Below are 20469 nucleotides of genomic sequence, written 5' to 3'. Positions count from 1 at the left end.
AGTTCAGTATCAAATCGGCAGGAGGGCCTTGTCAACCCGTGCGGCGCCTGTCAGCGGGAAGTTCCCATCGAGGCTCAGGCACCCACCCTGAACGCTTGCCGCCAGCGGAATGCCTCGGCCGCATTGACCGCGCCCTGCGGTGCCCTGCCCTGGAAAATCTCCGCCAGCTGCGACACGGTCTCCATGGCCTGGTGCTCCACGGCCGGCGGCGTGAGTCCGCCGATGTGCGGCGTGGCGATCACGCGCGGGTGCGCCGCCACGCGCAGCGACGGCATCTGGTCGGGTGCACGGCCCACGTCCAGCGCGCAGCCGGCAATGACTCCTGCATCGAGCGCAGCGAGCAGCGCGTCTTCATCCACGAGATCGCCGCGCGATGCATTGATGAAGAAGGCATGGGGCTGCATCGCTGCGAAGGCTGCGGCATTCATCATGTTCTCGGTCTCCCCGGTGGCGGCTGCGAGGCAGGCCACGAAGTCGGCTTGCGCCAGCAGCGCTTCGAGCGTCGCCTGTGCGAACTCGGCCCGGCCGGTTGCGGTGTGCGGGTCGTGCACGACGATGCGCATGCCCAGCGCCAGCGCGATGTCGCACAGGTAGCGGCCGATTTGCCCGTAGCCGATCACGCCCAGCGTGCTGCCACGCAGTTCGCGACCCATTGCCGATGCCACGGTCCGGCCTGCGTGGTAGCCCTCGGACGACGCGCTGATGTGCCGCCCCAGGTCGATCATTGCGCCCACGATCCACTCGGCCACCGCAGGAACGAACCCCGCGCTCGCCCGCGTGACCAGCACACCATGCCGGCTGGCCGACGCCACGTCGATGTTGCGGATGTCGATGGCGCAGCGCACGAAGGCTTTCAACTGCGGCAGCGCGGCGAACAGCGCCTCGTCGCCCGCCGTCTGGCGGTAGGAAACGATGGCGTCGCAGTCCCGCGCCTGTTCGGCCAGGTCGGCCGACGAAAGATCGGTGTCCGTGGGGTTGAAGCGCACCTGCGCGATGGCCTGCAAGGCGGCAGAGGCCCGGTCGCCGAAATAGTGCGCGAGCTTGCTCTGCGGATGGCTGACGAAAACCGTGGTCATGAAAAAAGCACCTGTCCGGCTGGCGACTCTCCGCGCAGCGGCGCTGCGACCGAATCGCGTGCCACCAGCGTGGGCGCAAAGACAAACTCCTGCGCCGGCAGCGACGGGTCCGACAGCCGGTTCATCACGCGCTCCACCATCACCTGCGCCATCTCGGGTACGGGCACGCGCACCGAAGTCATGGCGGGATACATCAGCGTCGATAGAAACACGTTGTCGATGCCGATGACCGACACGTCCTGCGGCACGGCAAGCCCGGCATCGCGAAAACCCGCCATCAGGCCGAAGGCCAGCAGGTCGTTCACGCCGATCACGCCGGTCGGGCGCTGTTTCGACTTCGCCATCAGCACCGCCTGCGTGCGGCCCAGTTCGCTCATCATCGAATCGCCGTACTCGTCGACCGGCAGGCCTTCGACCACCTGGGCGCTGCCTTCGAGGCCCGCAGTCCGGACGGCAGCGAGGAAGCCGTCGACCTTTTCGCTGCGGCTCATAGTGCGTCCGGAGGGCGTGACGAACGCCAGCCGCAGATGTCCCTGCTCGATCAGGTGCTGGGTGGCGAGGCGCGAGGTCTCGAAGTTGTCGACGGTCACGTGGTCGATGACCGAGGCCATGCCCGGCGTGGCGCGCCGGTCGTAGCTGACCACCACCAGCCCGCCCTCGGCGGCGGCCTCGACGTGCTGCTCGTCGAGCAGCGACGAGATGATGATCACGCCGCGCACGCCGTGCGCCATCAGGTCCTCGAAGAAATGCGCTTCCTTCGCGGCGTCGCGGTAGGTGTTGCCGATCATGATCCGGAAGCCGTAGCGCTCCTGCGCCAGCGTTTCGACTTCGCGCGCGATGAAGCCGTACATGGGGTTGGCCATCGACGGCACCAGCAGGCCGATCAGCGGCGTGTGCCCGGTCTTGAGCTGCCGCGCCGAGGTGTTGGGCCGGTATTTCAGATCGCGGATGGCGGCCTCGACGCGTGCCAGCGTTTCCTTGGCCATGCGATCGCTGCGTCCGTTCATCACGTTCGATACGGTGCTGTTCGAAACGCCTGCCCGCCGGGCCACGTCGCTGATTCTGCTCATGGCATCTCCCCCTTCTGTCTTATGTTTTTCGAGTCGCTCCCCCGCGTGCATTGGCGGCCACGCGGAACACGCGGGCGCTTCCGCCAACGCACAACGAAGGTAACGGACTTCGTCGAGTCCCGCCTCCGTACCCGCCCTAGCTATTTCTCCGTGGCCGGCCTGGCCGCAGGCACCGCACCGATCATCAGCCAGGCACTCACCGCGCTCAGTACGGCCAGTCCCGCGCTCAGCAGCATCACCCAGCGAAAGCCAGCCACGAAGGATTCGGCCACGGCCCTCTTGAGGGCTGCCGCCGTGGCCGCATCCACGCCCGGCGGCAGCGCCGCGCCCGCCAGCTTGCTGCGCTCGCCTTCGAGAAAAGCCGCCACCTGCGCCGAAGCGCCCATGCCCCGCAGATGCTCTTCCAGCGCGACGTCGAAGGCCCAGGCCATGATTGCGCCGAACACCGCAATCGCCAGCACCGCCGCCGCACGCGACACGGCGTTGTTCACGCCCGAAGCCACGCCCGCCAGGTCCGGCCCGACCGCATTCATGACGGTGGTGGTCAACGGCGCCACCGTCACCGTCATGCCGAAGCCAAGCACCGCCACCGCCGGCAGGAAGCCGCTCCAGTAGCTCGCGCCGACGCCCGGCACGGCAAAGAGCGCAAAGCCGACCGCCGCAATCGAAGGCCCGATGACCAGCGGCAAACGCGGCCCGAAGCGGTCGACCAACTGTCCGGCCCAGCGCGAGAGCGCGAACATGGTGAAGATGAAAGGCAGCAGCGCCGCGCCCGCCACGGTGGCCGAGTAGCCCTGCACCTGGATCAGGTTGAGCGGGAAGAAGTACAGCCCGCCGCCCAGCGCCGCGTAAAGCAGCAGGGTCAGCAGATTCGCGCCGCTGAAGTTGCCGATGCGCAGCAAGGTCAGCGGCAGCATCGGCGTGCGCATCTTGCGCTCGGCGGCAATGAAGCCCGCGCTGCCCAGCACACCCAGGGCCAGCGCCCCGAGCACGGCCGGCGAACCCCAGCCTTGCGTGGGCGCCTCGATGAAGGCATAGACGACGCCGCCAAGCCCGGCCGTCGCCAGCAGCGCGCCCCAGAAGTCCAGCCTGCCGGTGGCCGATGCGCCGCGGCTCTCGGGCACGTGGCGCCACACGATCCACAGCACCAGCAGCGCCATCGGTACGTTGATGAAAAAGGCCCAGGTCCACGAGAAGTGATCGACCAGGAAGCCGCCCAGCACCGGCCCCACCGCCGCCGTGATGCCGCTGAAGCCTGACCATGTGCCGATGGCCTTGCCGCGCTCCTTCTCGGGAAACGACGCGCTGATCAGCGCCAGGCTGCCCGGCACCAGCAGCGCGCCGCCGATGCCCTGCACCGCCCGCGCGGCAATGAGCTGCTGCACGGTGGCCGCGAGCCCGCAGGCCACCGAAGAGAGCGCGAAGATGCCGACGCCGATCGCGAAGATGCGCCGCCGGCCATAGCGATCGCCCAGTGCGCCGCCCACGAGCAGCAGTGCCGCCAGCAGCAAGGCATACGACTCGACCACCCATTGCGCCTGGAACGCCGTGGCCTGCAGCTCGGCCTGGATGGCCGGCAGCGCCACGTTGACCACCGTGCCGTCGATGAAGGCCATGCTCGACCCCACGACAGCCGCGCCCAGCACCCAGGGCTTGGAAGCCTCGGGACAGGTCCCCTCTTCCGCCCGCGCGCCATGCAGGATCAACGTGTCGTCGCAGGGAGCCTTGCCGATCTGTGCCATGGGATCTCCGTCGATTGGATTCCGTTTTGCTCCTTCCCCCTCTGGGGGAAGGTTGGGATGGGGGCTGCCCCTGCACGATACGCCATGCTTGATCGATCGCCGTCGCGCGCCCCCACCCCAGCCCTCCCCCAGAGGGGGAGGGAGAAAGACGAGGTCAGGTCGTCACGCAGGCAGTGGCCGACGGATTCGCACGCGCCGCATTCACGCTGCGCGCCATCGCTGCGGCCGCCGCCGACGCCACGCGCTGCGCCCCTTGCGCCACCGCGTCCATCCCGGTGCCCACGGCCTCGCCGAGGTCCAGCTGGCACACCACCGTGCGTGCCTCGTCCGAACGCCGCAGCGTCCAGCCGAAGCTGGCATCGACGCGCCCGCCATCGACCGCGTCGAACTGCCGCAGCTGCACCGCGATGCGCCACACCGGCTGCGAGCCCTGCCGGCCGCCCTTGGTCACGTCCAGCGCGCCGAGGCGCCCGGCGATGCCGCTGGCCAGTGCATCGCGCAGCTCGTTCTCGAACGAAGAGGCCCAGCGGTGCTGCTCCAGCACCTCGACCTGCACGCTGCCGTTGGGCTGGCGCACCACCATCTGCGGCCGCGCGAAGCGCTCGGGCACGGCCACGGGCGCGAGCTCGATGTAGAGCGGCGCGGCGCTGCCGAGCGTCGAAGGCGCAGCCTCGGCGGCGGCCACCGGGCTGGCCAGCGTGTAGTAGCTGTCGGGCTTGCTGGCGCAGCCCGCGAGCAGGGCCGCCAGCGCGAGGAAGGCTAGGTTCTTCTTCATTTCCTGTCGTCCGGTTTGCCGCGCAGCAGCGACTCGGGATGGCGTTCGAGGTAGTCGGTCAGCACGCGCACCGAGCCCGCGGCGCGCGTCAGCTCCTGCAGCGTCTGGCGCATGTCCTGCTGCAGCGGCGAGTCGTCGGCCAGCGTGCGCTCGGCCGAGCTCACGGTCTTGCGCACGTCCTTCATGGCCGCGGCCAGCTCGGGCGTGACGTCGTTGTTGATGCGGTTCACCGTCTGCTCGGTGGTCGTCAGCGTCTTGTTGAGCGCCGCGAGCGTGGTGCGCAGGTCGCCCGCGATCTGCTCATACGGCACCTTGTTGAGCTTGGTCGCGATTTCCTGCACCTGCGACTGAATCTCGTCGAGGCTGTTGGCCACGGTGGGCAGCTCGACCGGATTCTTCGTCAGGTCGATCTTGACCGGCGGCGCCTTCGGGAAGAAGTCGAGCGCCACGTAGACCTGCCCCGTCAGCAGGTTGCCGTTGCGCAGCTGGGCGCGCAGGCCCTTCTCGGCCAGGAAGCGCAGCCGCTCCTGCTGGGTGGCGCGCGATTCGGTGCCGCTCTCGCCGGCGCGGCGGCGCAGCCGGTCGGGGTAGACCTGCACCAGCACCGGCATGCGGAACTCGCGCTCGGCGCGGTCGAACTCGACGCCGATCGACTTGACCTCGCCGATCACCACGCCGCGGAAATCCACCGGCGCACCCGGCGTCAGGCCGCGCAGCGACTGGTTGAAGTACATCAGCAGCGGTTGCGAAGGCCCGTCGGGCTCCTTCATGGCGGCGGCTTCGTCCTGCGCCAGCGCGAAGGCGGCATTCTCCTTCGCGACCGGGCCCATCGTGTCGTCGGGCGCCTGGAAGGCGATGCCGCCGAGCAGGATGGTCGCCAGCGACTGCGTGCGCAGCGTGAAGCCGCTGGCGCTGAGCTGCGCGTCGATGCCGCTGGCCTGCCAGAAGCGCGTGTTCATGCCCACGAACTTGTCGTAGGGCGAGTTCACGAAGACGCGCATGGTCACGCCGCGCCCATCGCCATCGAGTTCGTAGGCCGCCACCTGCCCTACCTTGATGCGCCTGAAGTACACCGGCGAGCCCACGTCTAGCGAGCCCACGTCGTTGGCGCGCAGCAGGAACTGCTTGCCCGAGTCGTCGCGCGTGACGATGGGCGGGGTTTCGAGCCCGGTGAACTCGCCCGCGGTGTCTTCCGACACGCCCGCGTCGGCGCCGATGTAAGCGCCCGACAGCAAGGTGTTGAGCCCCGAGATGCCCGAGGTGTCGAGCCGGGGCCGCACCACCCAGAAGCGCGAGTCCGCGGCGGTGAAGCCCTTGGCGTCCTTGTTGAACTGCACCAGCACGCGCACGTGCGAGCGGTCGCGCGCCAGCCGCAGATGGGTGACGAGGCCGATCTGCACGTCCTTGTACTTCACGGCGGTCTTGCCGGCCTCCAGCCCCTCGGCCGTCTTGAAGGTCAGCACCACCTCGGGCCCGCGCTCCAGCAGGATGCGTGCGACCAGCGTGATGCCGACCAGCGCAGCCACGATGGGAATCAGCCAGATCAGCGAGGGCAGCCATTCGCGCCGGCGCACCACGCGCGGCCTGGGCAGCGCGGGCGGGGGCGTTGGTTTGTCCTGGGGTTGGTCTTCTTCACTCATGCTGGTTTCTCGTCTCCGATTTCATGTCCCTGTGCCACTTCGCTGTCCCACGTGAGCTTCGGGTCGAAGCTCAGCGAGGCCAGCATGGTCAGCACCACGACCGCCCCGAAGGCCGCGATGCCCACGCCCGCGGTGATGACAGCGAAACCCTGGATCTGCACCAGCCCGGTCAGCAGCGACACCACGAACACGTCGAGCATCGACCAGCGGCCGATGACCTCGATGATGTGATACAGCTTCGCCCGCTCGCGCCGGCGCCAGGTACTGCCGCGCTGCGCCAGCACCACGAGCAGGAAAAGCACCGCCAGCTTGAACAGCGGCACCAGGAAACTCGCGATGAAGACGATGGCCGCGAGGCCGTAGGCGCCCGACACCCAGAAATAGATCACCCCGCTCAGGATGGTGTCGTTCTGCGTGCCGAACAGCGTGCGCGTGATCATCACCGGCAGCAGGTTGGCCGGGATGTACATCATGCACGCCGCGATCAGCAGGGCCCAGGTGCGGTTCAGGCTCTGCGGCTTGCGCGTGTGCAGGCGCGTGCCGCAGCGGCCGCAGGCCTCGCCCTCTTGGGCCCCCTTCCAGACGGCGGCGCAGTGTGGGCAGGCCGTGAGGCCGAGCGAGGCGGCGGTGGGGACATGCGCGTCCTCGTCGTGGAGGTCGTGAGCATCGTCGACCTCGCGGGGTCCGCGCGGCCACGGGAAGGCGAACAGCTTCATGATGCCGGCGCTCCTTCATCCTGCGCCTCGCCCTTCGGTCGGAACGTCATTTCCCAGAACGCGCCGGGGTTGAACGACAGCACCACCGTCAGCATGACCGTGAGCGCCATGAAGGCCCACAGCGCCGCGCCCGGCACCACGGTCGCCATGCTGGAGAGCTTGACGATGGCCACCAGCACGCCGAGCAGGAACACTTCGATCATTCCCCAGGGCCGCAGCGACTGCATCAGCCGCACCAGCAGCGCGAAGCCCCCGGGCCGGCGCTCGCGACTCAGCGGAACCAGCAGGTACGCGAGGATGCACAGCTGCAGGAAGGGAAAAAGAATGGTCGTGGCCAGCACCAGCAGCGCCACCACCGACATGCCCTCGGCGCCCAGCGCCACCACCGCGCCGGCCAGCGTGGTCTGGCTGCGCAGGCCCTGAAGCTCGATCTCGACGATGGGAAACAGGTTCGCGATGGCGAACATGATCAGGCAGGCCACCGTCAGCGGGAGAATGCGGTGCTCCTGCCGGCCGGGGTGCCGGTCGAGCTCGGTGCCGCAGCGCGGACAGTGCGCCACGTCGCGCGGCTGCAGCGGCGTGCGGCTGTAGACCGCATCGCAACCCGGGCAGACCACGGTGTCAGGTACTTCCGTCATAGGTGAGTACCCTAACTCATTCAGCCGCCGGGGCCTGGAATTGAAACCAATTAACCGCCCTCGCCCGGCCCTACGTCCTGAGGCGCAGGGTGCTGAAAACCGCCGCCACCGCGGCACAGCTGGCTGCCAGCACCAGCGCCACCACCGGGCCATGCCCCCCGTGCGGGCTCCAGACACTGAAGACCCCCGCCAGCACCACCGCCCCCAGCGTCTGCCCGGTCAGCCGGGCCGTGCCCAGCATGCCGCTGGCCGCGCCGCTGCGGTGCGCGGGCGGAGAGGTCACGATGGTGTGGTTGTTGGGCGACTGGAACAGTCCGAAGCCCAGCCCGCACAGCGCCATGCGCCAGGCGATGTCGGCATCGCCCGGGTGCGCAGGCAGCGCCGCCAGCAGCGCCAGGCCGCTGGCCAGCAGGCCCAACCCGATGCCGCCCAGCAGCCCGTCGGGGTAGCGGCCGATCAGGCGCCCGGCGATGGGCGCCATCACCACGATGGCCAGTGGCCATGCCGTGATCAGCAGCCCGGCCTCGATGTGGCTGCGCCCGTACACGTCCAGCAGCAGGAATGGCAGCGCGATGTAGGCCAGCATCTGAGCGCAGAACGCGGCGACCGAGGTGCCCATCGACAGCGCGAACACCGGAATGCGCAGCAGGTCGATGGGGAACAGCGGCACTGCCTGCCTGCGCTGGCGCTGCAGGTAGATGAAGCCGACCACCACCCCGGCCAGCAGGATGCCCCAGGCCGAGGCCTGCGAACCGCCAGCGCCCTGCACCGCCCCCTCGCGCACGCCGAGCCGGTCCACACCGAGGAACACGAGCGAGAACATCAGCACGTTGAGCGCCACGTCGACCGGCGAGAACCGCAGCCCCGCAGCCGGCGCCACGCGGTTGAACGGCAGCGCCCGCATGCCCAGCGCGAAGGTGACGATGCCCAGCGGCACGTTGATGGCGAAGAGCCACGGCCACGAGGCCACCGACAGGATGGCCGCAGCCACCGAAGGCCCGGCCACGGAAGACGTCGCGACCACCAGCGAGTTGATGGCCATGCCCTTGCCCAGCTGCGCCGACGGATACGTCAGCCGCACCAGCGCCGCGTTCACGCTCATGATGCCGGCGGCGCCCAGCCCCTGGAAGGCGCGCGCGGCGATCAGCGTGCCGAGCGAATTGGCAAACGTGGCGGCCAGCGACGACAGCGCGAACACCGCCATGCCCACGAGGTACACGCGCCGGTAGCCCACGAGATCGCCCAGCGAAGCCAGCGGCAGCAGCATCACCAGCGTCGCGATCTGGTACGCATTGACCACCCAGATCGCCTGGGACGGGCTGGCCTGCAGCTCACGCGCGATGCCCGGCAGTGCGAGGTTGACGATGGTGCCGTCGAGCACCGCCACGATCAGCCCGAGGATGATGACCAGCATTGCCCAGCCGCGCTCCGGCAGGGCCAGCCCGTCCAAGGGTTTGCGGGCTGCATCGTCGTGGTCTTCGGCCACCGGGAGCCCGGCGCCTGCGCGTACCGTGTTCATCAGGCCCGCTGCGCCCTGCGCGCCTGTTCGGAGCCCACGCCGCCCAGCGTGAGCCAGGTCAGCACCAGTGCGATGAGCGCGCCACCGGCCATGCCGGCCACCATCGGCAGCGGCCGGCCGTCGGTGAAAAAGCCCACCACCGCCATCGCCAGTGCGCCCGTCAGCATCTGCAGCGTACCGAGCAGCGCCGAGGCGGTGCCTGCGATCGCGCCGTGCTTCTCGAGCGCCAGCACGCCGGTGGTCGGGATCACCAGTCCCATGAAGCCCGAGGCGATGAAGTACAGCACGATGAGCACCCAGAGGCTGTCGCCGCCCATCGCGAAGTAGGCGAACATCGCGAGCATTGCAACACCGCAGCACACCACACCGAACTTCACGAGATTGACCAGCCCGTAGCGCTCGCCCAGCGAGCCGGTGAATTGCGAGGCCCCGATGAAGGCCGCCGCGTTCACGCCGAAGGCCACGCTGTAGAGCGCGGGCGACAGGCCGTAGTGGTCGATCATCACGAACGATGAATTCGCGAGGTAGGTGAAGAAGCCCGCCATCGCGAAGCTGCCGATGAACACCAGCCCGAGGTAGTGCGCGTCGCGCAGCAGCAGCCAGTAGGCTGACAGCGCGCTGCCGAGGCTGCTCTCGACGCGTTCCGAGGCGGGGCGCGTTTCGTCGAGCAGCTTGACCATCATCGCGAGGCCCGCGACGGCCGCGACGGTCACGGCCCAGAACACGCCGCGCCAGCCCGCAACCGCGATCACCGCGCTGCCCGCGAGCGGCGCGAGGATTGGCGACACGCTGAACACCAGCATCAGCAGCGACATGAGCCGTGCGGCATCGGTGCCCGTGTGCAGGTCGCGCACCACCGCACGCGGGATCGCCATGCCGGCCGCGGCGCCCAGGCCCTGGACGAAGCGCAGCACGATCAGCGTCTGGATGTCGGTTGCCATCGCGCAGCCCACGCTGGCGAGCGCGAACAGCAGCAGCCCCGCATACAGCGGCGGCTTGCGGCCCACCATGTCGGAGATCGGCCCGTACAGCAGCTGGCCCGCGCCGAGCGACAGGAAGAAGGCCGTGAGGCTCATCTGCACGGCGCCGATGTCGGCGCGCAGGCTTTGTCCGATGGCGGGCAGCGCCGGCAGGTACATGTCGATGGCGAATGGCCCGATGGCCGAGAGCAGGCCCAGCAGCAGGGCCATCTTGAAGAAGGGGGAAGAACGCATTGAACCGATTGTCGTCAAGCACGGCAATCGCTGCAGGCGTGGGGTCTGCTTCTGGCCAGAGCTAATCCTGGCCAAAGAATCGCGCAGGCGCGAGGCTGCGAAGACTTCGCCCGGATGAACGGTTTCGACTTACTTGCCGGCGGGCCAGAACACCAGCGCGCGCAGTTCGATGCTGCGGCGAGGCGGCGCCTCGCGCGAACCGGTCGGGTCTTCGAACGCGGTGTGCGCGGTGAAGCGCGCCACGCCGTCTTCGCGCGAGTCGTAGATTTTCAGCAGCAGCGCCTCGTCGGGCCGCAGGCGCGGGAACCAGTACCACCGGTGGTTCGGGTTCCAGGTGAAGGAATAGATTTCGCCGACCTTGTCCGGATAGACGAGGTCGCTCGGCACCATGTCTTGCAGTGAAATGGAGCGTGTATCGCACAGCGCAAGCGGCAAGCGCTCGACCGTGGCCAGCGGGCGCCACAGGTTGATGATCGCGAAGCGCTGCTTCAGGCGTTCCTCGGCCTCTTCGGGGGGCAGATGGTCGCGCACGCGGCGCGGCGCGGAAACGAAAGTCTGATCGTTGTGCACGCGACGCACCGGCTCGCGCAGTTCGGCCGTGCGGCGCGAGCCTTGTGCGCTGTCACGCAGCGTGTGGTCGAACACGACGATCTTCTCGGCACCGGTGAGGTCGCGCAGCAAGGCCTCGGACTCGCGGTAGTAGATGTCGCGGATCGTTTCGTCACGCGAGAAATCGGCGAGCGCGCTGCGATGCGAAATCTGCGTGAAGCCGCTGCGGTCCAGCGTCAGTTCGTTCAGCGCCACCAGCGGGCGGCCATCGCGGATCGTCACGCGGCGCGGCTCCAGTTCGCCAGCCACCCAGGGCGTGCCCGGCGGCGGCTCGAAGGTGTAGCTCACGGGCCGGCCCTGGCCCGCCTTCAGGTAGTTGAGCTCCGCCACTACCGAAGGCAGCGTGGCTGCCAGCATCTGTCCGTTTGACCCAGCACTCATGCGATGCGACTCCTCGAAACGATTGCTCGAATGGCCGCGAGCCTGAAATGGGAAGAAAGCACAGAAGAAGTGATGACGAAGCTTGCGGCCACGGATGATCGCCAAGGCTATACCTGCACCCCGCGAATCAGAAGAATGCAAAGGGCATAACCTTGCTCGGCGGCTGGTCGGTGCCCCGCGCCGCTTGACGCTGCAGCAGGCTTCACTCCACGCGCCGCACCCGCTACCCTATCGCCTTTCCGGACCGCCCCACAACAACTCACAGCATCCGCTATCCAGGAAGGAGCATCACTCTTATGGCCCTCGCCCGCACGATCCACGCAGACCTCTTGCGCGTTTTCGTTCTCACGCTCGTGTCACTGTTCGCCATTCCCGCGGCAACGCTGGCCTTCACCGAATACGCGCTGCGTTCGCAGGATGCGGCGTTCCTGCAATCGATAGAGAAGCGCATCGCCGGCGATGCGCAGCTCTCGTCCAAGGACAAGGCCGAAGCCACCGATTTCTATCGCAGCCATCCGCTTTCCAGGGCCTGCGACGCCACCGCGCCGGAAGACAGGAACTTCCACGACAAGGTGTGCAGCCCCTACTCGATGCAATGGCAGTTCCACTGGGCCGACCGCGCCGCTGTCTGGACCATCGTGCTCGGTGCTGCGCTGCTCGCGGCGGCGCTGGTGCTGGGCGCGCTGGCCTTCGCCAACCGCGGGTTGCGCTACGCCAGCTTCGTCGCGGGCTGGCGGCTGATGACGGTGTCGAGCGCGCTCGAGGTCGTGCTGCAAAGCGCGATGCTGGTGTGGCTGTCGTTCTGGCTCACGGCCTATTTCTGGCAGAGCTACTACGTCAAGCTGATCGCGCTGGCGGGCATCATGGCCGGGGCCGCGGTGTTCTACGCGATCTACACGCTGTTCAAGAAGCTGCCCTGGGGCAACGAGATCGAGGGCGAGCTGATCGCGCAGGCGGACGCACCGCGCCTGTGGGAGCGCATCCGCCAGCTGGCAGGCCGCGTGAAGACGGCGCCACCCGACCAGATCGTGGCCGGCATCGACACCAATTTCTTCGTGACCGAGGCACCGTGCGAAGTCAGGGGCCGCACCCTGCAGGGCCGCACGCTGTTCGTCAGCCTTCCGCTGCTGCGCGTGCTCGACCAGGCCGAGGCCGATGCGGTGCTCGCGCACGAGCTGGCGCACCTGGGCGGCGGCGACACCCGCAGCAGCGCGGCGCTCGGCCCCAAGCTGCTGCAGTTCGACCAGTACACCTGGAAGATGCGCAGCGGCGGCCTCACCATCGTGGCGCACTACCTGCTGCGGCTGTACCGCATGATCTTCGCGTTCGCCCTGGCGCGAGACAGCCGCGAGCGCGAATACAAGGCCGACCGCGTGGCCGCCGGCCTCACGGCGCCGCAGGCCATCGTGCAGTCGCTCATCAAGATCTCCGCCTATGCGAGCTACCGCAACGACGTCGAGCACAAGCTGTTCGCGCAGAACCGCGAGCATGACGGCGCACTGGGCATCGCCCGCTTCGTGGCGGACGGCCTGCCGCCCTACGCCAGCTCCGAAGCGTTCATCGAGGCGATGAAGACCGCCGACGTGCCGCACCCCTACGACAGCCACCCTCCGCTGCTGGAGCGCATGCGCAACGTCGGCCACCACGTGCCCGAGAGCGCCTACGGCGCCATCGTCGCGACCGCACCGCAAGCCTCGTGGGCCGACGACATCGAGACCGCCCCCGCCATCGAGCAACGCCTGTGGAGCGACTACGAGCAGCGCTTCGTGCAGAACCACGAGCTGAGCCTGGCCTACCGCTACGAGCCGGCCACCGAGGAAGAGCGTGCCATCGTGCTGCGGCACTTTCCACCGGTCGGCTTCGCGCTGAAGAACGGCGACCGCATCGACATCACCTATGCCGGCATGCACCCCAGTGCCGACGGCGGCTCGACGATCGCGTGGGACGAGGTCAAGGGCCTGACCTACAAGGACGGCAGCTTCGGCGACACGCTCATCGTCACCCACCACGACAAGGGCATGCTGGGCGCGCGCACCACCAAGGTGAAGCTCGCGGGCCTGGGCAAGCAGAAGGAAAACTTCAAGGCCGCCACCGGGGACTACTGGCAGCGGCACCAGATCATGAGGGCGCAGCAAAAGCAGCAGGAACAGCAGCCTTGACACCCCGGCGGCAATGCCCGCCCTTCCCCCTTCCCGACCAGCTCCATAAAACCATCCAACACCGGAGACACCCATGAATACCGTCGAACAAAGAGCCATCTCCAAGATCAGCTGGCGGCTCCTGCCGCTGCTGATGATCAGCTACTTCATCGCCTACCTCGATCGCGTGAACCTCGGCTTTGCAGGCGCGGCCATGTCCAAGGACCTGGGCTTCACCGCCGCCGTGTTCGGCAGCGCGGCTGGCATCTTCTTCCTGGCCTACTTCCTGTTCGAGGTGCCAAGCAACCTGGCGCTGGAGCGTTTCGGCGCGCGCCGCTGGATCGCCCGCATCATGTTCAGCTGGGGCATCCTCTCGGCGGCCCAGGCATGGGTGGGCGGCTCGACCAGCTTCAACATCGTGCGATTCCTGCTGGGCATTGCGGAGGCCGGCTTCTTTCCGGGCGTCATCTTCTACATCACGCTGTGGTTCCCGGCGGCGTACCGCGCGCGCATCGTCGGCTGGTTCATGTTCGCCATTCCGATCTCGACCGTGATCGGCTCGCCGATCTCGGGCTACATCCTGAACATGGACGGCATCGGCGGCATGCATGGCTGGCAGTGGCTGTTCATCCTGGAGGCGCTTCCTTCGCTGATCCTGACCTTCTTCGTGCTGATGTACCTGCCCGACGGCCCGAAGGATGCCAAGTGGCTCACCAAGGAAGAGCACAGCTGGCTGGAACAGACACTCGACACGGAGCGCCGCAACCGCGAGGCGATCAACCCGATCTCGTGGAAGCAGTCGCTGCTGAACCCGCGCGTGATCGGGCTGGGCTTCGTCTACATGGGCATCACCGTGCCGCTGTACGGCCTGAGCTTCTTCCTGCCGCAGATCATCAAGGGCTTCGGCGGGCTGAGCAACGTGGAGATCGGCTTCATCAACGCCTTCCCGTACCTGGTCGGCGCCATCGCCATGCTGTTCTGGACGCGTGCCTCCGACGCGCGCAAGGAACGCAAGTGGTTCCTGCTGATTCCGCTGGCCTGCATCTTCATCGGCCTGGTGCTGGCCGCCCAGACCAGCGCGCCCATTCCGAAGATGGCCGCCGTGACGCTCGCCGCCTTCGGCATCTTCAGCGCACTGCCCACCTTCTGGACCCTGCCCACCGCCATCCTGAGCGGTACGGCGGCTGCGGCGGGCATTGCGTGGATCAACTCCATCGGCAACCTGGGCGGCTATATCGGCCCGACGATCTTCGGCGCGCTGAAAGACAGGATGGGCAACGACATCTACGCGGTGATCTTTCTGGCGCTGCTGTCTGCGGTGGCGTTCGGGCTGGTGCTGATCATCGGGCACGACGCGCGCACGGAGCAGGCGGCGCTGCCCGGGCAGGCCTGATACGGGTTAGCCCCAACATTTCGGCCCCATTGATCTGTGCGATTTTTCACGCTTAGTTCGTACAAAACGTCATCCGAATGTGAACTCTGATCGTTTTTCAAGAGCGCCCGTTGAATGACGCATTTCTTCGATGTCTTTGCTTAGAAAGAACCCCATGAAGACCAAGCAGCTCATCCTCTCCAGCATCCTCGCGTTCGCCGGCCTCGCCATGCTGGCACCGAGCATCGCCTCGGCAGCGCCGTACCACCCCAAGAAGCACAAGGTGTGCAAGTGGGATGCACGTCATCACCACCGTGTTTGCCACTGGGTGCGTTGATTCTGTCGGTGCAGACCGCTCCAGGAAGCCCGCTGATGCGGGCTTTTTCTTGGGCGAACGTCGATGGAGTAGCAGTGTGGTCATGGCGATGATTCCTGAAGGAGGCATGTGGCCGGTCAACCGGCCGTGCGCGCGGCTTCGGCTTCAGGTGGCGATGCACTCCAGCCGCAGGCCAGCGCCATCAGCGCGAGCAGCGAGGCAGCCACGCCATAGATCCACGGCGGCGACGCGACCGGCAGCAGCAGGCCCGCGATCAGCGGCCCGGTGCCGGCGCCGATGTCGCGCCACACGGAGCGGGCCGCCAGCGCCTGCAAACGCTCCGGCCCCGGCGTGCGGCGGGCCACGATGGGCGGCAGCAGCGGCAGCTGCAGGGCGCGCAGCACCACGATCAGCGCCGCGCAGCTCCACAGCCAGCCGAGGCCGAAGCCCACGAGCGCGATGGCGGTGACGAGCGACAGGCTCACAAGCAGGCGCTCGGCGCCGAAATGCTCTGCCATGCGCCCGCCCACCGGGCTCAGCAGAATCTCCGCGAGGTAGCGCAACGCCATCAGTACGCCGGCCACGATCACGGCGCCGCCCGGCAGCAGGTCCTTGCCCAGGTAAGAGAGGCCGACGATGAAGAGCCCGTCGAGCGTCAGCCCTTCCATGAACGACCAGCCGTCCAGGCTGTTGGGCAGCTTGAAGCGCTTCGCCGGCCTGGTCACGGGATGCGGCGCCGCCGGAAGCCGCCGCGTGACGCACCACGCAAGCAGCGAGAACACCGCGAGGATGCCGAAGATCGCGCGCGGCCCCGTCCAGTGCGCCAGCAACGCGCCCAGCGGCAGCGCGAGCACCGGCCCCACCGCAATGAAGGCGCGCGAACGCCCGTTGCGCCGCGCGGCACCCACCGGGTCGGCCGTGGCCAGCGCCTGCGTCGACAGGTTCAGCGCCGCGAAGCACAGGCCCCACATCAGCCGCAGCGGCAGCAGCGCCCAGAAGCCCGAAAGCGTGGCGTAGCCCAAGCCGCACACGGCAGCCGCCACCACCGCAATGGTGCAGGTCAGCCGGTCGCCGTTGCGGGCGTAGAAGCGCGCGACGAAACCATAGCCGGCGATGCGCACCAGGCGGTTGGCCGCGAGCAGCATGCCGGTCTCGGCAAGCGTCACGCCGAACTGGCTGGCGTACATCGGCAGCAGCAGGTAGAGCACCACGTCGGCCGGCAGTGAAAGGCCGAGAGCCATCGCCGCGTGGCGGGAATTCAGGTCGGTGGACGTGGGGCTGGAAGCGGGTCGGGTGCGAGACATCGAGCGCTGATGGTGCGCCGCCGCCTGCCCCGCCGACAAACGACATTAACGCCCGTCATGCGTGAGAAAATTGCACGCATGCCGCTTCGAGAGCCTCCCCTCAACGCCGTGCGCGCCTTTACCGCCGCGGCACGTCACCTGAGCTTCACGCGTGCGGCGCTCGAGCTGCACGTCACGCACAGCGCGGTGAGCCGGCAGATCAAGAGCCTGGAGGAGTTCCTTGGCATCTCGCTGTTCGAGCGCCGCATCCGGCAGGTGGCGCTGACTGCCGAGGGACAGCAGTTCTTCGCGGAGGTGGAGCCAGCGCTTGCACAGATCGGCGCGGCGGCGCGGGCGCTGCAGTCGCGGGAGGCGGCCCGCGCGGTGCGGATCAACGTGCGCCCTTCTTTCGCGGTGCGCTGGCTCATTCCACGCCTGCCCTCCTTCGTCGAGCGCCACCCCGACATCGAGCCGCAGGTCGTCACCAGCACCGTCATGCCCGAACAGGCCGTCGGCAGCTTCGACATCGCGGTGCGTCGCGGCCTGGAAGGCTGGCCGTCCTCGATGGAGGTGCAGCCCTTTCTCGAAGACGAGGTGCTGGTGGTCGGTGCGCCCTCGCTGTTCAAGGCCCATCCGCTGGACGACCTGCGCGCGCTCGCCTCACACGTGCTGCTGTCGGCCAGGACCCGCAAGGACGACTGGGACGACTGGAGGAAGCAGGTCGGCGCGCCGCGCGCGCGGCCGGCGGGCCGGCTGCAGTTCGACCACCTGCACTTCGTGCTGCAGGCCGCGGTCGATGGGCTTGGCATTGCGCTGGCGCCGACATCGCTGGTGGCGCACGACCTGGCCTCGGGCCGCCTGCAGTCGCCGCTGCCCACGCTGCGCATGCCGCTGGAGCGGTACTACTACGGCCTGGCGCCCGATGCCGCGCCGGAAGCGGCGTACATGGCCGAATGGTTCGTGGAGATGCAGGCCCAGGGCGCGTAGTCGATCGGCGTGCGGCGGATGCTCGTGCGTCCGGAAACGGCCGGCGCCACGAGCTCGCCGCTCGCAAGATGAGTGCATGCCCCCTACATTCCTTCCCCCCTCCTTCCAGAACCTGGCCTGGTCCAACCTTGCCGCGCAGTCCGCCGAGCAACTGAGCCTTGCGGCCGTGCCACTGGTTGCCGTGCTGGCGCTCGGCGCAGGGCCGGGCGAAATCGGCTTTCTCGCGGCGGTGCAGACACTGCCCTTCCTGCTGGTCTCGATGCCCATGGGCCTGCTCGCGGACCGCATGCCGCGGCGGCAGCTGATGGTCTGGGCCGAGGGGCTGCGGGCGGTGTCGCTGCTCGTGTTGCTGGCGATGGTGTTCGCGTCGAAGCTCAGCATCGGCTGGCTGGCCGCGCTTGGTTTCCTGGGCGCGGTGGGCACCGTGGGCTTCAGCGTCGCGGCGCCCGCGCTGGTGCCGGCACTCGTGCCGCGTGAGGCGCTGGCCGTGGCCAACGGACGGCTCGAACTGGCGCGCAGCGCAGCATTCACCGCCGGCCCCGCGCTCGCGGGCTCACTGGTGGCGTGGGCCGGTGCGTCTGCCGCGTTCGTTCTGGCTGCGGTGCTGTCAGTGGCGGCCGTGGGCCTGCTGCTGCGATTGGGCGAGGTGCCCCGCGCACCCGCCTCCGGACGGCATCCGCTGCTCGAGGTGCGCGATGGCGCGCGCTTCGTCTGGCGGCACGAGATGCTGCGCCCGATGCTGATGACCGGCGCGGTCTTCAACATCTCGTGGTTCGTGCTGCAGGCCGGCTACGTGCCCTATGCGGTGCGGGTGCTTGGCCTGGGCGCGCAGGCGGTCGGCCTCACGCTGGCGATGTATGGCGCGGGCATGGTCGTCGGCGCGCTGCTGACGCCGCGCGCAGTGGCGTGCCTGGCGTTCGGCCGCGCGATCCAGGTCGGGCCCGCGGTCGCGGTTGTTGCAGCGGCGGCGATGGCGGCCACGCTCGTCGTACCGACCGCCGCGCTGGCTGCGCTCTCGTTCTTTCTGTTCGGCGCGGGTCCGATGGTGTGGGTCATTACCACGACCACGCTGCGCCAGAGCGTGACGGCAGCGACGATGCTGGGCCGGGTGTCGGCCGTGTTCCTCACGATCAATGCGGGGGCGCGGCCCATCGGCGCAGCACTGGGCGGCGTGGTCGGGGCCGCCTGGGGCGAGCCGGCCTGCCTGCTGCTGGCGCTCGCAGGGTTCGTGCTGCAGGCGGCGATCATCTTCGCGTCGCGCATCGCGGGGCTGCATCGGTTGCCGGTGCCGGTCACCTGAGCTGCGGGGAAGCGCCGCTAAAAAAGCGAAGCCATCCCGTTAGGCCGCGCATCCTCGATGTCGAGCATGCGCAGCTTGGTCAGCGCGCCGCCGCCGGCCGAGAAGCCGCCGGGCTTGTTGCCCGCCGCCAGAACCCGATGGCAAGGCACCACCGGCGCGAACGGGTTGTGGCCCATGGCCTGGCCCACGGCACGCGACAGGCCCTTGTCGCCCAGCTCCTCGGCGATCTCGCCATAGGTGCGCGTCTGCCCAGGTGGAATGCGCCGTGCGATCGCGTAGATGCGCTGGTGAAACTCAGACACGCCGCGCATGTCGAGTTCGATGTGGCCCAGGTCGTCGTGCACGCCTTGCAGCAGGCCCTGGATGGCGGTGATGGCGCGTTGCGCCGCCTCGCTCGGCGGCCCTTCGCTCAGTTCAGGGAAGCGTTGCTTCATCCGCGCCCGCGTGGCTGCCTCGCCCTTGTCGGCAGGCAGTTGCACGCCGACCAGTCCGCGCGGTCCCCAGGCCAAGGCGCACATGCCGATGGAAGTCTCGAACAAGGCAAACCCGGTCATGACGTCTCCTGCAGCGCATATGCAATGCGAGTGATGCCGAGCGACACCGCCGCGCCCATCGACAGCGCGAACGCGAGCCGCAGCGTGGGCTGTACGGGGACGGAGGAAGTGAGCGTCATCGACATCGAAACGGGCGGTCTGCCATTCTGTGCCCTCGGCAATTACCCTGAAAGCTGAGTATCTGAATTCCATTTTTCATGGCTGGCGCAAAGTACACGTTTTGGCAGACAATCGGCGCGCAAAGTTACCAAATGACACATGTGCCCTCGTCGCCGGAAGATCCGCATCTTTTGTGGGCGAGGACGGGCAGTGAATGCGAACGCGACTCTTGAGGGTCGACGAAGCCGCAGCGGCGTGTGATCGACATCCAAATTTAAACCGCCGTTGACGCGTATCTCATGCTGCTCCCTTTTCCCGTGCGCTTGCCGCGTGCCACGATGAATCCCCCGTCCGTCGCACTGACCAAGGGTTCGACCTCGCTCGGCCTGAGCAGGCTTACGCTGTCGGTTGAACCGTATGTCGTGATGGTGCTCGGCCATTCGATCTGAAACGAACCACGCACAAGTGGAAGACTCTGCGCACGCGATGCGCCCCTTCCCTTCTCGATTGCAGGACAACAACAAGTTGTCTCGGCGCTGGCGCATGAGGAGGTCGATCGTCATTGCGCGCTGCGTTCGCGCCGTGTGCTTGAGCCTGCTTGCCGCCGGCGCGTTCGGCGCCGCCTGTGCGCAAAATTCGATCAAGGCGGTTGCAGCCTCCATCCAACAGGGCGTCGAGGTGATCCAGATCGATCTGGCGCAATCGCTCGCCGCCGTGCCCAGCGGGTTTTCAGTCCAGAGCCCCGCGCGCATCGCACTGGATTTCCCCGGCGTCGCAAGCGATGTCGGACGCGCAGCCATCGAAGTGAATCAACCCAACCTGCGCTCGATCAATGTGGTTCAGGCAGGCGAGCGCAGCCGGGTGGTATTGAATCTCAGGCAGCCGACGCCGTACAAGGCAGAGATACGAGGCAATTCGCTGCGGGTCACGCTGCAGACCGTTGCCGAGACACGGTCGCCGGAGACATCCGCATCGGCAGACGCCGCAGTGGCGCCTGTTCGCGGCGGGCCGATCACGCTGAACTTCTCCAATGCCGACAT

General features: G+C 68.0%; 19 protein-coding genes. 6 read left to right on the top strand and 13 right to left on the bottom strand.

Annotated features, from left to right (window positions below; genetic code table 11):
* Nucleotides 1-74: 74 nt before the first annotated feature.
* The 10 genes from PMI12_RS00085 to PMI12_RS00040 all read right to left on the bottom strand — a co-directional run bounded on the left by PMI12_RS00085 (nt 75) and on the right by PMI12_RS00040 (nt 11380).
* A complete protein-coding gene (locus PMI12_RS00085) occupies nt 75-1076 on the bottom strand; it encodes an NAD(P)-dependent oxidoreductase (protein WP_007827642.1) in 1002 nt (333 codons plus the stop codon).
* The gene (locus tag PMI12_RS00080) at nt 1073-2146 is read right to left on the bottom strand and encodes a LacI family DNA-binding transcriptional regulator (RefSeq protein WP_007827641.1); all 1074 of its coding nucleotides are present in this window, start codon (nt 2144-2146) and stop codon (nt 1073-1075) included. Before PMI12_RS00080 ends, PMI12_RS00085 begins: the two co-directional genes overlap by 4 nt.
* 140 nt (nt 2147-2286) lie before the next feature.
* Nucleotides 2287-3888, bottom strand: coding sequence for an MFS transporter (locus PMI12_RS00075; RefSeq protein WP_007827640.1), 1602 nt, complete (start codon nt 3886-3888; stop codon nt 2287-2289).
* Between the two features lie 154 nt (nt 3889-4042).
* The gene (locus PMI12_RS00070) at nt 4043-4663 is read right to left on the bottom strand and encodes a PqiC family protein (RefSeq protein ID WP_007827638.1); all 621 of its coding nucleotides are present in this window, start codon (nt 4661-4663) and stop codon (nt 4043-4045) included.
* Entirely contained in the window at nt 4660-6303 is a 1644-nt protein-coding gene (locus tag PMI12_RS00065) for a PqiB family protein (protein ID WP_007827637.1), read from the bottom strand. Before PMI12_RS00065 ends, PMI12_RS00070 begins: the two co-directional genes overlap by 4 nt.
* Nucleotides 6300-7019: a paraquat-inducible protein A gene (locus tag PMI12_RS00060; RefSeq protein WP_007827636.1), complete on the bottom strand. Its 720-nt coding sequence runs from the start codon at nt 7017-7019 to the stop codon at nt 6300-6302. Before PMI12_RS00060 ends, PMI12_RS00065 begins: the two co-directional genes overlap by 4 nt.
* Nucleotides 7016-7657: a paraquat-inducible protein A gene (locus PMI12_RS00055; protein ID WP_007827635.1), complete on the bottom strand. Its 642-nt coding sequence runs from the start codon at nt 7655-7657 to the stop codon at nt 7016-7018. The genes PMI12_RS00060 and PMI12_RS00055 overlap by 4 nt, the downstream gene beginning before the upstream one ends.
* 70 nt (nt 7658-7727) lie before the next feature.
* Nucleotides 7728-9176, bottom strand: coding sequence for an MFS transporter (locus tag PMI12_RS00050; RefSeq protein WP_007827634.1), 1449 nt, complete (start codon nt 9174-9176; stop codon nt 7728-7730).
* The gene (locus PMI12_RS00045; protein WP_007827633.1) at nt 9176-10390 is read right to left on the bottom strand and encodes a multidrug effflux MFS transporter; all 1215 of its coding nucleotides are present in this window, start codon (nt 10388-10390) and stop codon (nt 9176-9178) included. Before PMI12_RS00045 ends, PMI12_RS00050 begins: the two co-directional genes overlap by 1 nt.
* A 129-nt stretch (nt 10391-10519) precedes the next feature.
* A complete protein-coding gene (locus PMI12_RS00040) occupies nt 10520-11380 on the bottom strand; it encodes a CmcJ/NvfI family oxidoreductase (RefSeq protein ID WP_007827632.1) in 861 nt (286 codons plus the stop codon).
* A 296-nt stretch (nt 11381-11676) separates the two neighbouring features.
* On the opposite strand from PMI12_RS00040, the gene PMI12_RS00035 reads away from it, so the two are divergent.
* The 3 genes from PMI12_RS00035 (at nt 11677) to PMI12_RS29130 (ending at nt 15227) form a co-directional block, all read left to right on the top strand.
* Complete coding sequence (locus PMI12_RS00035) at nt 11677-13539, top strand: M48 family metallopeptidase (RefSeq protein WP_007827631.1); 1863 nt, start codon at nt 11677-11679, stop codon at nt 13537-13539.
* Between the two features lie 73 nt (nt 13540-13612).
* Nucleotides 13613-14911: an MFS transporter gene (locus PMI12_RS00030; protein WP_007827629.1), complete on the top strand. Its 1299-nt coding sequence runs from the start codon at nt 13613-13615 to the stop codon at nt 14909-14911.
* Between the two features lie 154 nt (nt 14912-15065).
* Nucleotides 15066-15227 carry an HHHH-motif protein gene (locus PMI12_RS29130; protein ID WP_165403270.1) on the top strand — a complete coding sequence of 54 codons (162 nt, stop codon included), beginning with the start codon at nt 15066-15068 and terminating at the stop codon, nt 15225-15227.
* A 116-nt stretch (nt 15228-15343) separates the two neighbouring features.
* Here the strand turns inward: PMI12_RS29130 and PMI12_RS00025 are convergent, their stop codons facing one another.
* Complete coding sequence (locus PMI12_RS00025) at nt 15344-16510, bottom strand: MFS transporter (RefSeq protein WP_042672536.1); 1167 nt, start codon at nt 16508-16510, stop codon at nt 15344-15346.
* Between the two features lie 78 nt (nt 16511-16588).
* On the opposite strand from PMI12_RS00025, the gene PMI12_RS00020 reads away from it, so the two are divergent.
* A complete protein-coding gene (locus tag PMI12_RS00020) occupies nt 16589-17476 on the top strand; it encodes a LysR substrate-binding domain-containing protein (RefSeq protein WP_007827626.1) in 888 nt (295 codons plus the stop codon).
* A 76-nt stretch (nt 17477-17552) separates the two neighbouring features.
* A complete protein-coding gene (locus tag PMI12_RS00015; RefSeq protein ID WP_007827625.1) occupies nt 17553-18776 on the top strand; it encodes an MFS transporter in 1224 nt (407 codons plus the stop codon).
* 17 nt (nt 18777-18793) lie between these two features.
* On the opposite strand, the gene PMI12_RS00010 is transcribed toward PMI12_RS00015, so the two are convergent.
* The gene (locus PMI12_RS00010) at nt 18794-19330 is read right to left on the bottom strand and encodes a methylated-DNA--[protein]-cysteine S-methyltransferase (RefSeq protein WP_007827622.1); all 537 of its coding nucleotides are present in this window, start codon (nt 19328-19330) and stop codon (nt 18794-18796) included.
* The gene (locus tag PMI12_RS29540) at nt 19327-19455 is read right to left on the bottom strand and encodes a hypothetical protein (protein ID WP_007827620.1); all 129 of its coding nucleotides are present in this window, start codon (nt 19453-19455) and stop codon (nt 19327-19329) included. The genes PMI12_RS00010 and PMI12_RS29540 overlap by 4 nt, the downstream gene beginning before the upstream one ends.
* 481 nt (nt 19456-19936) lie before the next feature.
* On the opposite strand from PMI12_RS29540, the gene PMI12_RS00005 reads away from it, so the two are divergent.
* A partial coding sequence (locus PMI12_RS00005; protein WP_443259913.1) for an AMIN domain-containing protein occupies nt 19937-20469 on the top strand: 533 nt, incomplete at its 3' end.

It is taken from the genome of Variovorax sp. CF313 (assembly GCF_000282635.1).
Classification (GTDB): domain Bacteria; phylum Pseudomonadota; class Gammaproteobacteria; order Burkholderiales; family Burkholderiaceae_C; genus Variovorax.
This window is presented reverse-complemented; position numbering and strand designations above follow the sequence as displayed.

What these genes read in the sequence shown, in the direction of transcription:
- PMI12_RS00085 (WP_007827642.1), bottom strand. Translation starts at nt 1,076, where the DNA reads ATGACCACGGTTTTCGTCAGCCATCCGCAGAGCAAGCTCGCGCACTAT.
- PMI12_RS00080 (WP_007827641.1), bottom strand. Translation starts at nt 2,146, where the DNA reads ATGAGCAGAATCAGCGACGTGGCCCGGCGGGCAGGCGTTTCGAACAGC.
- PMI12_RS00075 (WP_007827640.1), bottom strand. Translation starts at nt 3,888, where the DNA reads ATGGCACAGATCGGCAAGGCTCCCTGCGACGACACGTTGATCCTGCAT.
- PMI12_RS00070 (WP_007827638.1), bottom strand. Translation starts at nt 4,663, where the DNA reads ATGAAGAAGAACCTAGCCTTCCTCGCGCTGGCGGCCCTGCTCGCGGGC.
- PMI12_RS00065 (WP_007827637.1), bottom strand. Translation starts at nt 6,303, where the DNA reads ATGAGTGAAGAAGACCAACCCCAGGACAAACCAACGCCCCCGCCCGCG.
- PMI12_RS00060 (WP_007827636.1), bottom strand. Translation starts at nt 7,019, where the DNA reads ATGAAGCTGTTCGCCTTCCCGTGGCCGCGCGGACCCCGCGAGGTCGAC.
- PMI12_RS00055 (WP_007827635.1), bottom strand. Translation starts at nt 7,657, where the DNA reads ATGACGGAAGTACCTGACACCGTGGTCTGCCCGGGTTGCGATGCGGTC.
- PMI12_RS00050 (WP_007827634.1), bottom strand. Translation starts at nt 9,176, where the DNA reads ATGAACACGGTACGCGCAGGCGCCGGGCTCCCGGTGGCCGAAGACCAC.
- PMI12_RS00045 (WP_007827633.1), bottom strand. Translation starts at nt 10,390, where the DNA reads ATGCGTTCTTCCCCCTTCTTCAAGATGGCCCTGCTGCTGGGCCTGCTC.
- PMI12_RS00040 (WP_007827632.1), bottom strand. Translation starts at nt 11,380, where the DNA reads ATGAGTGCTGGGTCAAACGGACAGATGCTGGCAGCCACGCTGCCTTCG.
- PMI12_RS00035 (WP_007827631.1), top strand. Translation starts at nt 11,677, where the DNA reads ATGGCCCTCGCCCGCACGATCCACGCAGACCTCTTGCGCGTTTTCGTT.
- PMI12_RS00030 (WP_007827629.1), top strand. Translation starts at nt 13,613, where the DNA reads ATGAATACCGTCGAACAAAGAGCCATCTCCAAGATCAGCTGGCGGCTC.
- PMI12_RS29130 (WP_165403270.1), top strand. Translation starts at nt 15,066, where the DNA reads ATGAAGACCAAGCAGCTCATCCTCTCCAGCATCCTCGCGTTCGCCGGC.
- PMI12_RS00025 (WP_042672536.1), bottom strand. Translation starts at nt 16,510, where the DNA reads ATGTCTCGCACCCGACCCGCTTCCAGCCCCACGTCCACCGACCTGAAT.
- PMI12_RS00020 (WP_007827626.1), top strand. Translation starts at nt 16,589, where the DNA reads ATGCCGCTTCGAGAGCCTCCCCTCAACGCCGTGCGCGCCTTTACCGCC.
- PMI12_RS00015 (WP_007827625.1), top strand. Translation starts at nt 17,553, where the DNA reads ATGCCCCCTACATTCCTTCCCCCCTCCTTCCAGAACCTGGCCTGGTCC.
- PMI12_RS00010 (WP_007827622.1), bottom strand. Translation starts at nt 19,330, where the DNA reads ATGACCGGGTTTGCCTTGTTCGAGACTTCCATCGGCATGTGCGCCTTG.
- PMI12_RS29540 (WP_007827620.1), bottom strand. Translation starts at nt 19,455, where the DNA reads ATGTCGATGACGCTCACTTCCTCCGTCCCCGTACAGCCCACGCTGCGG.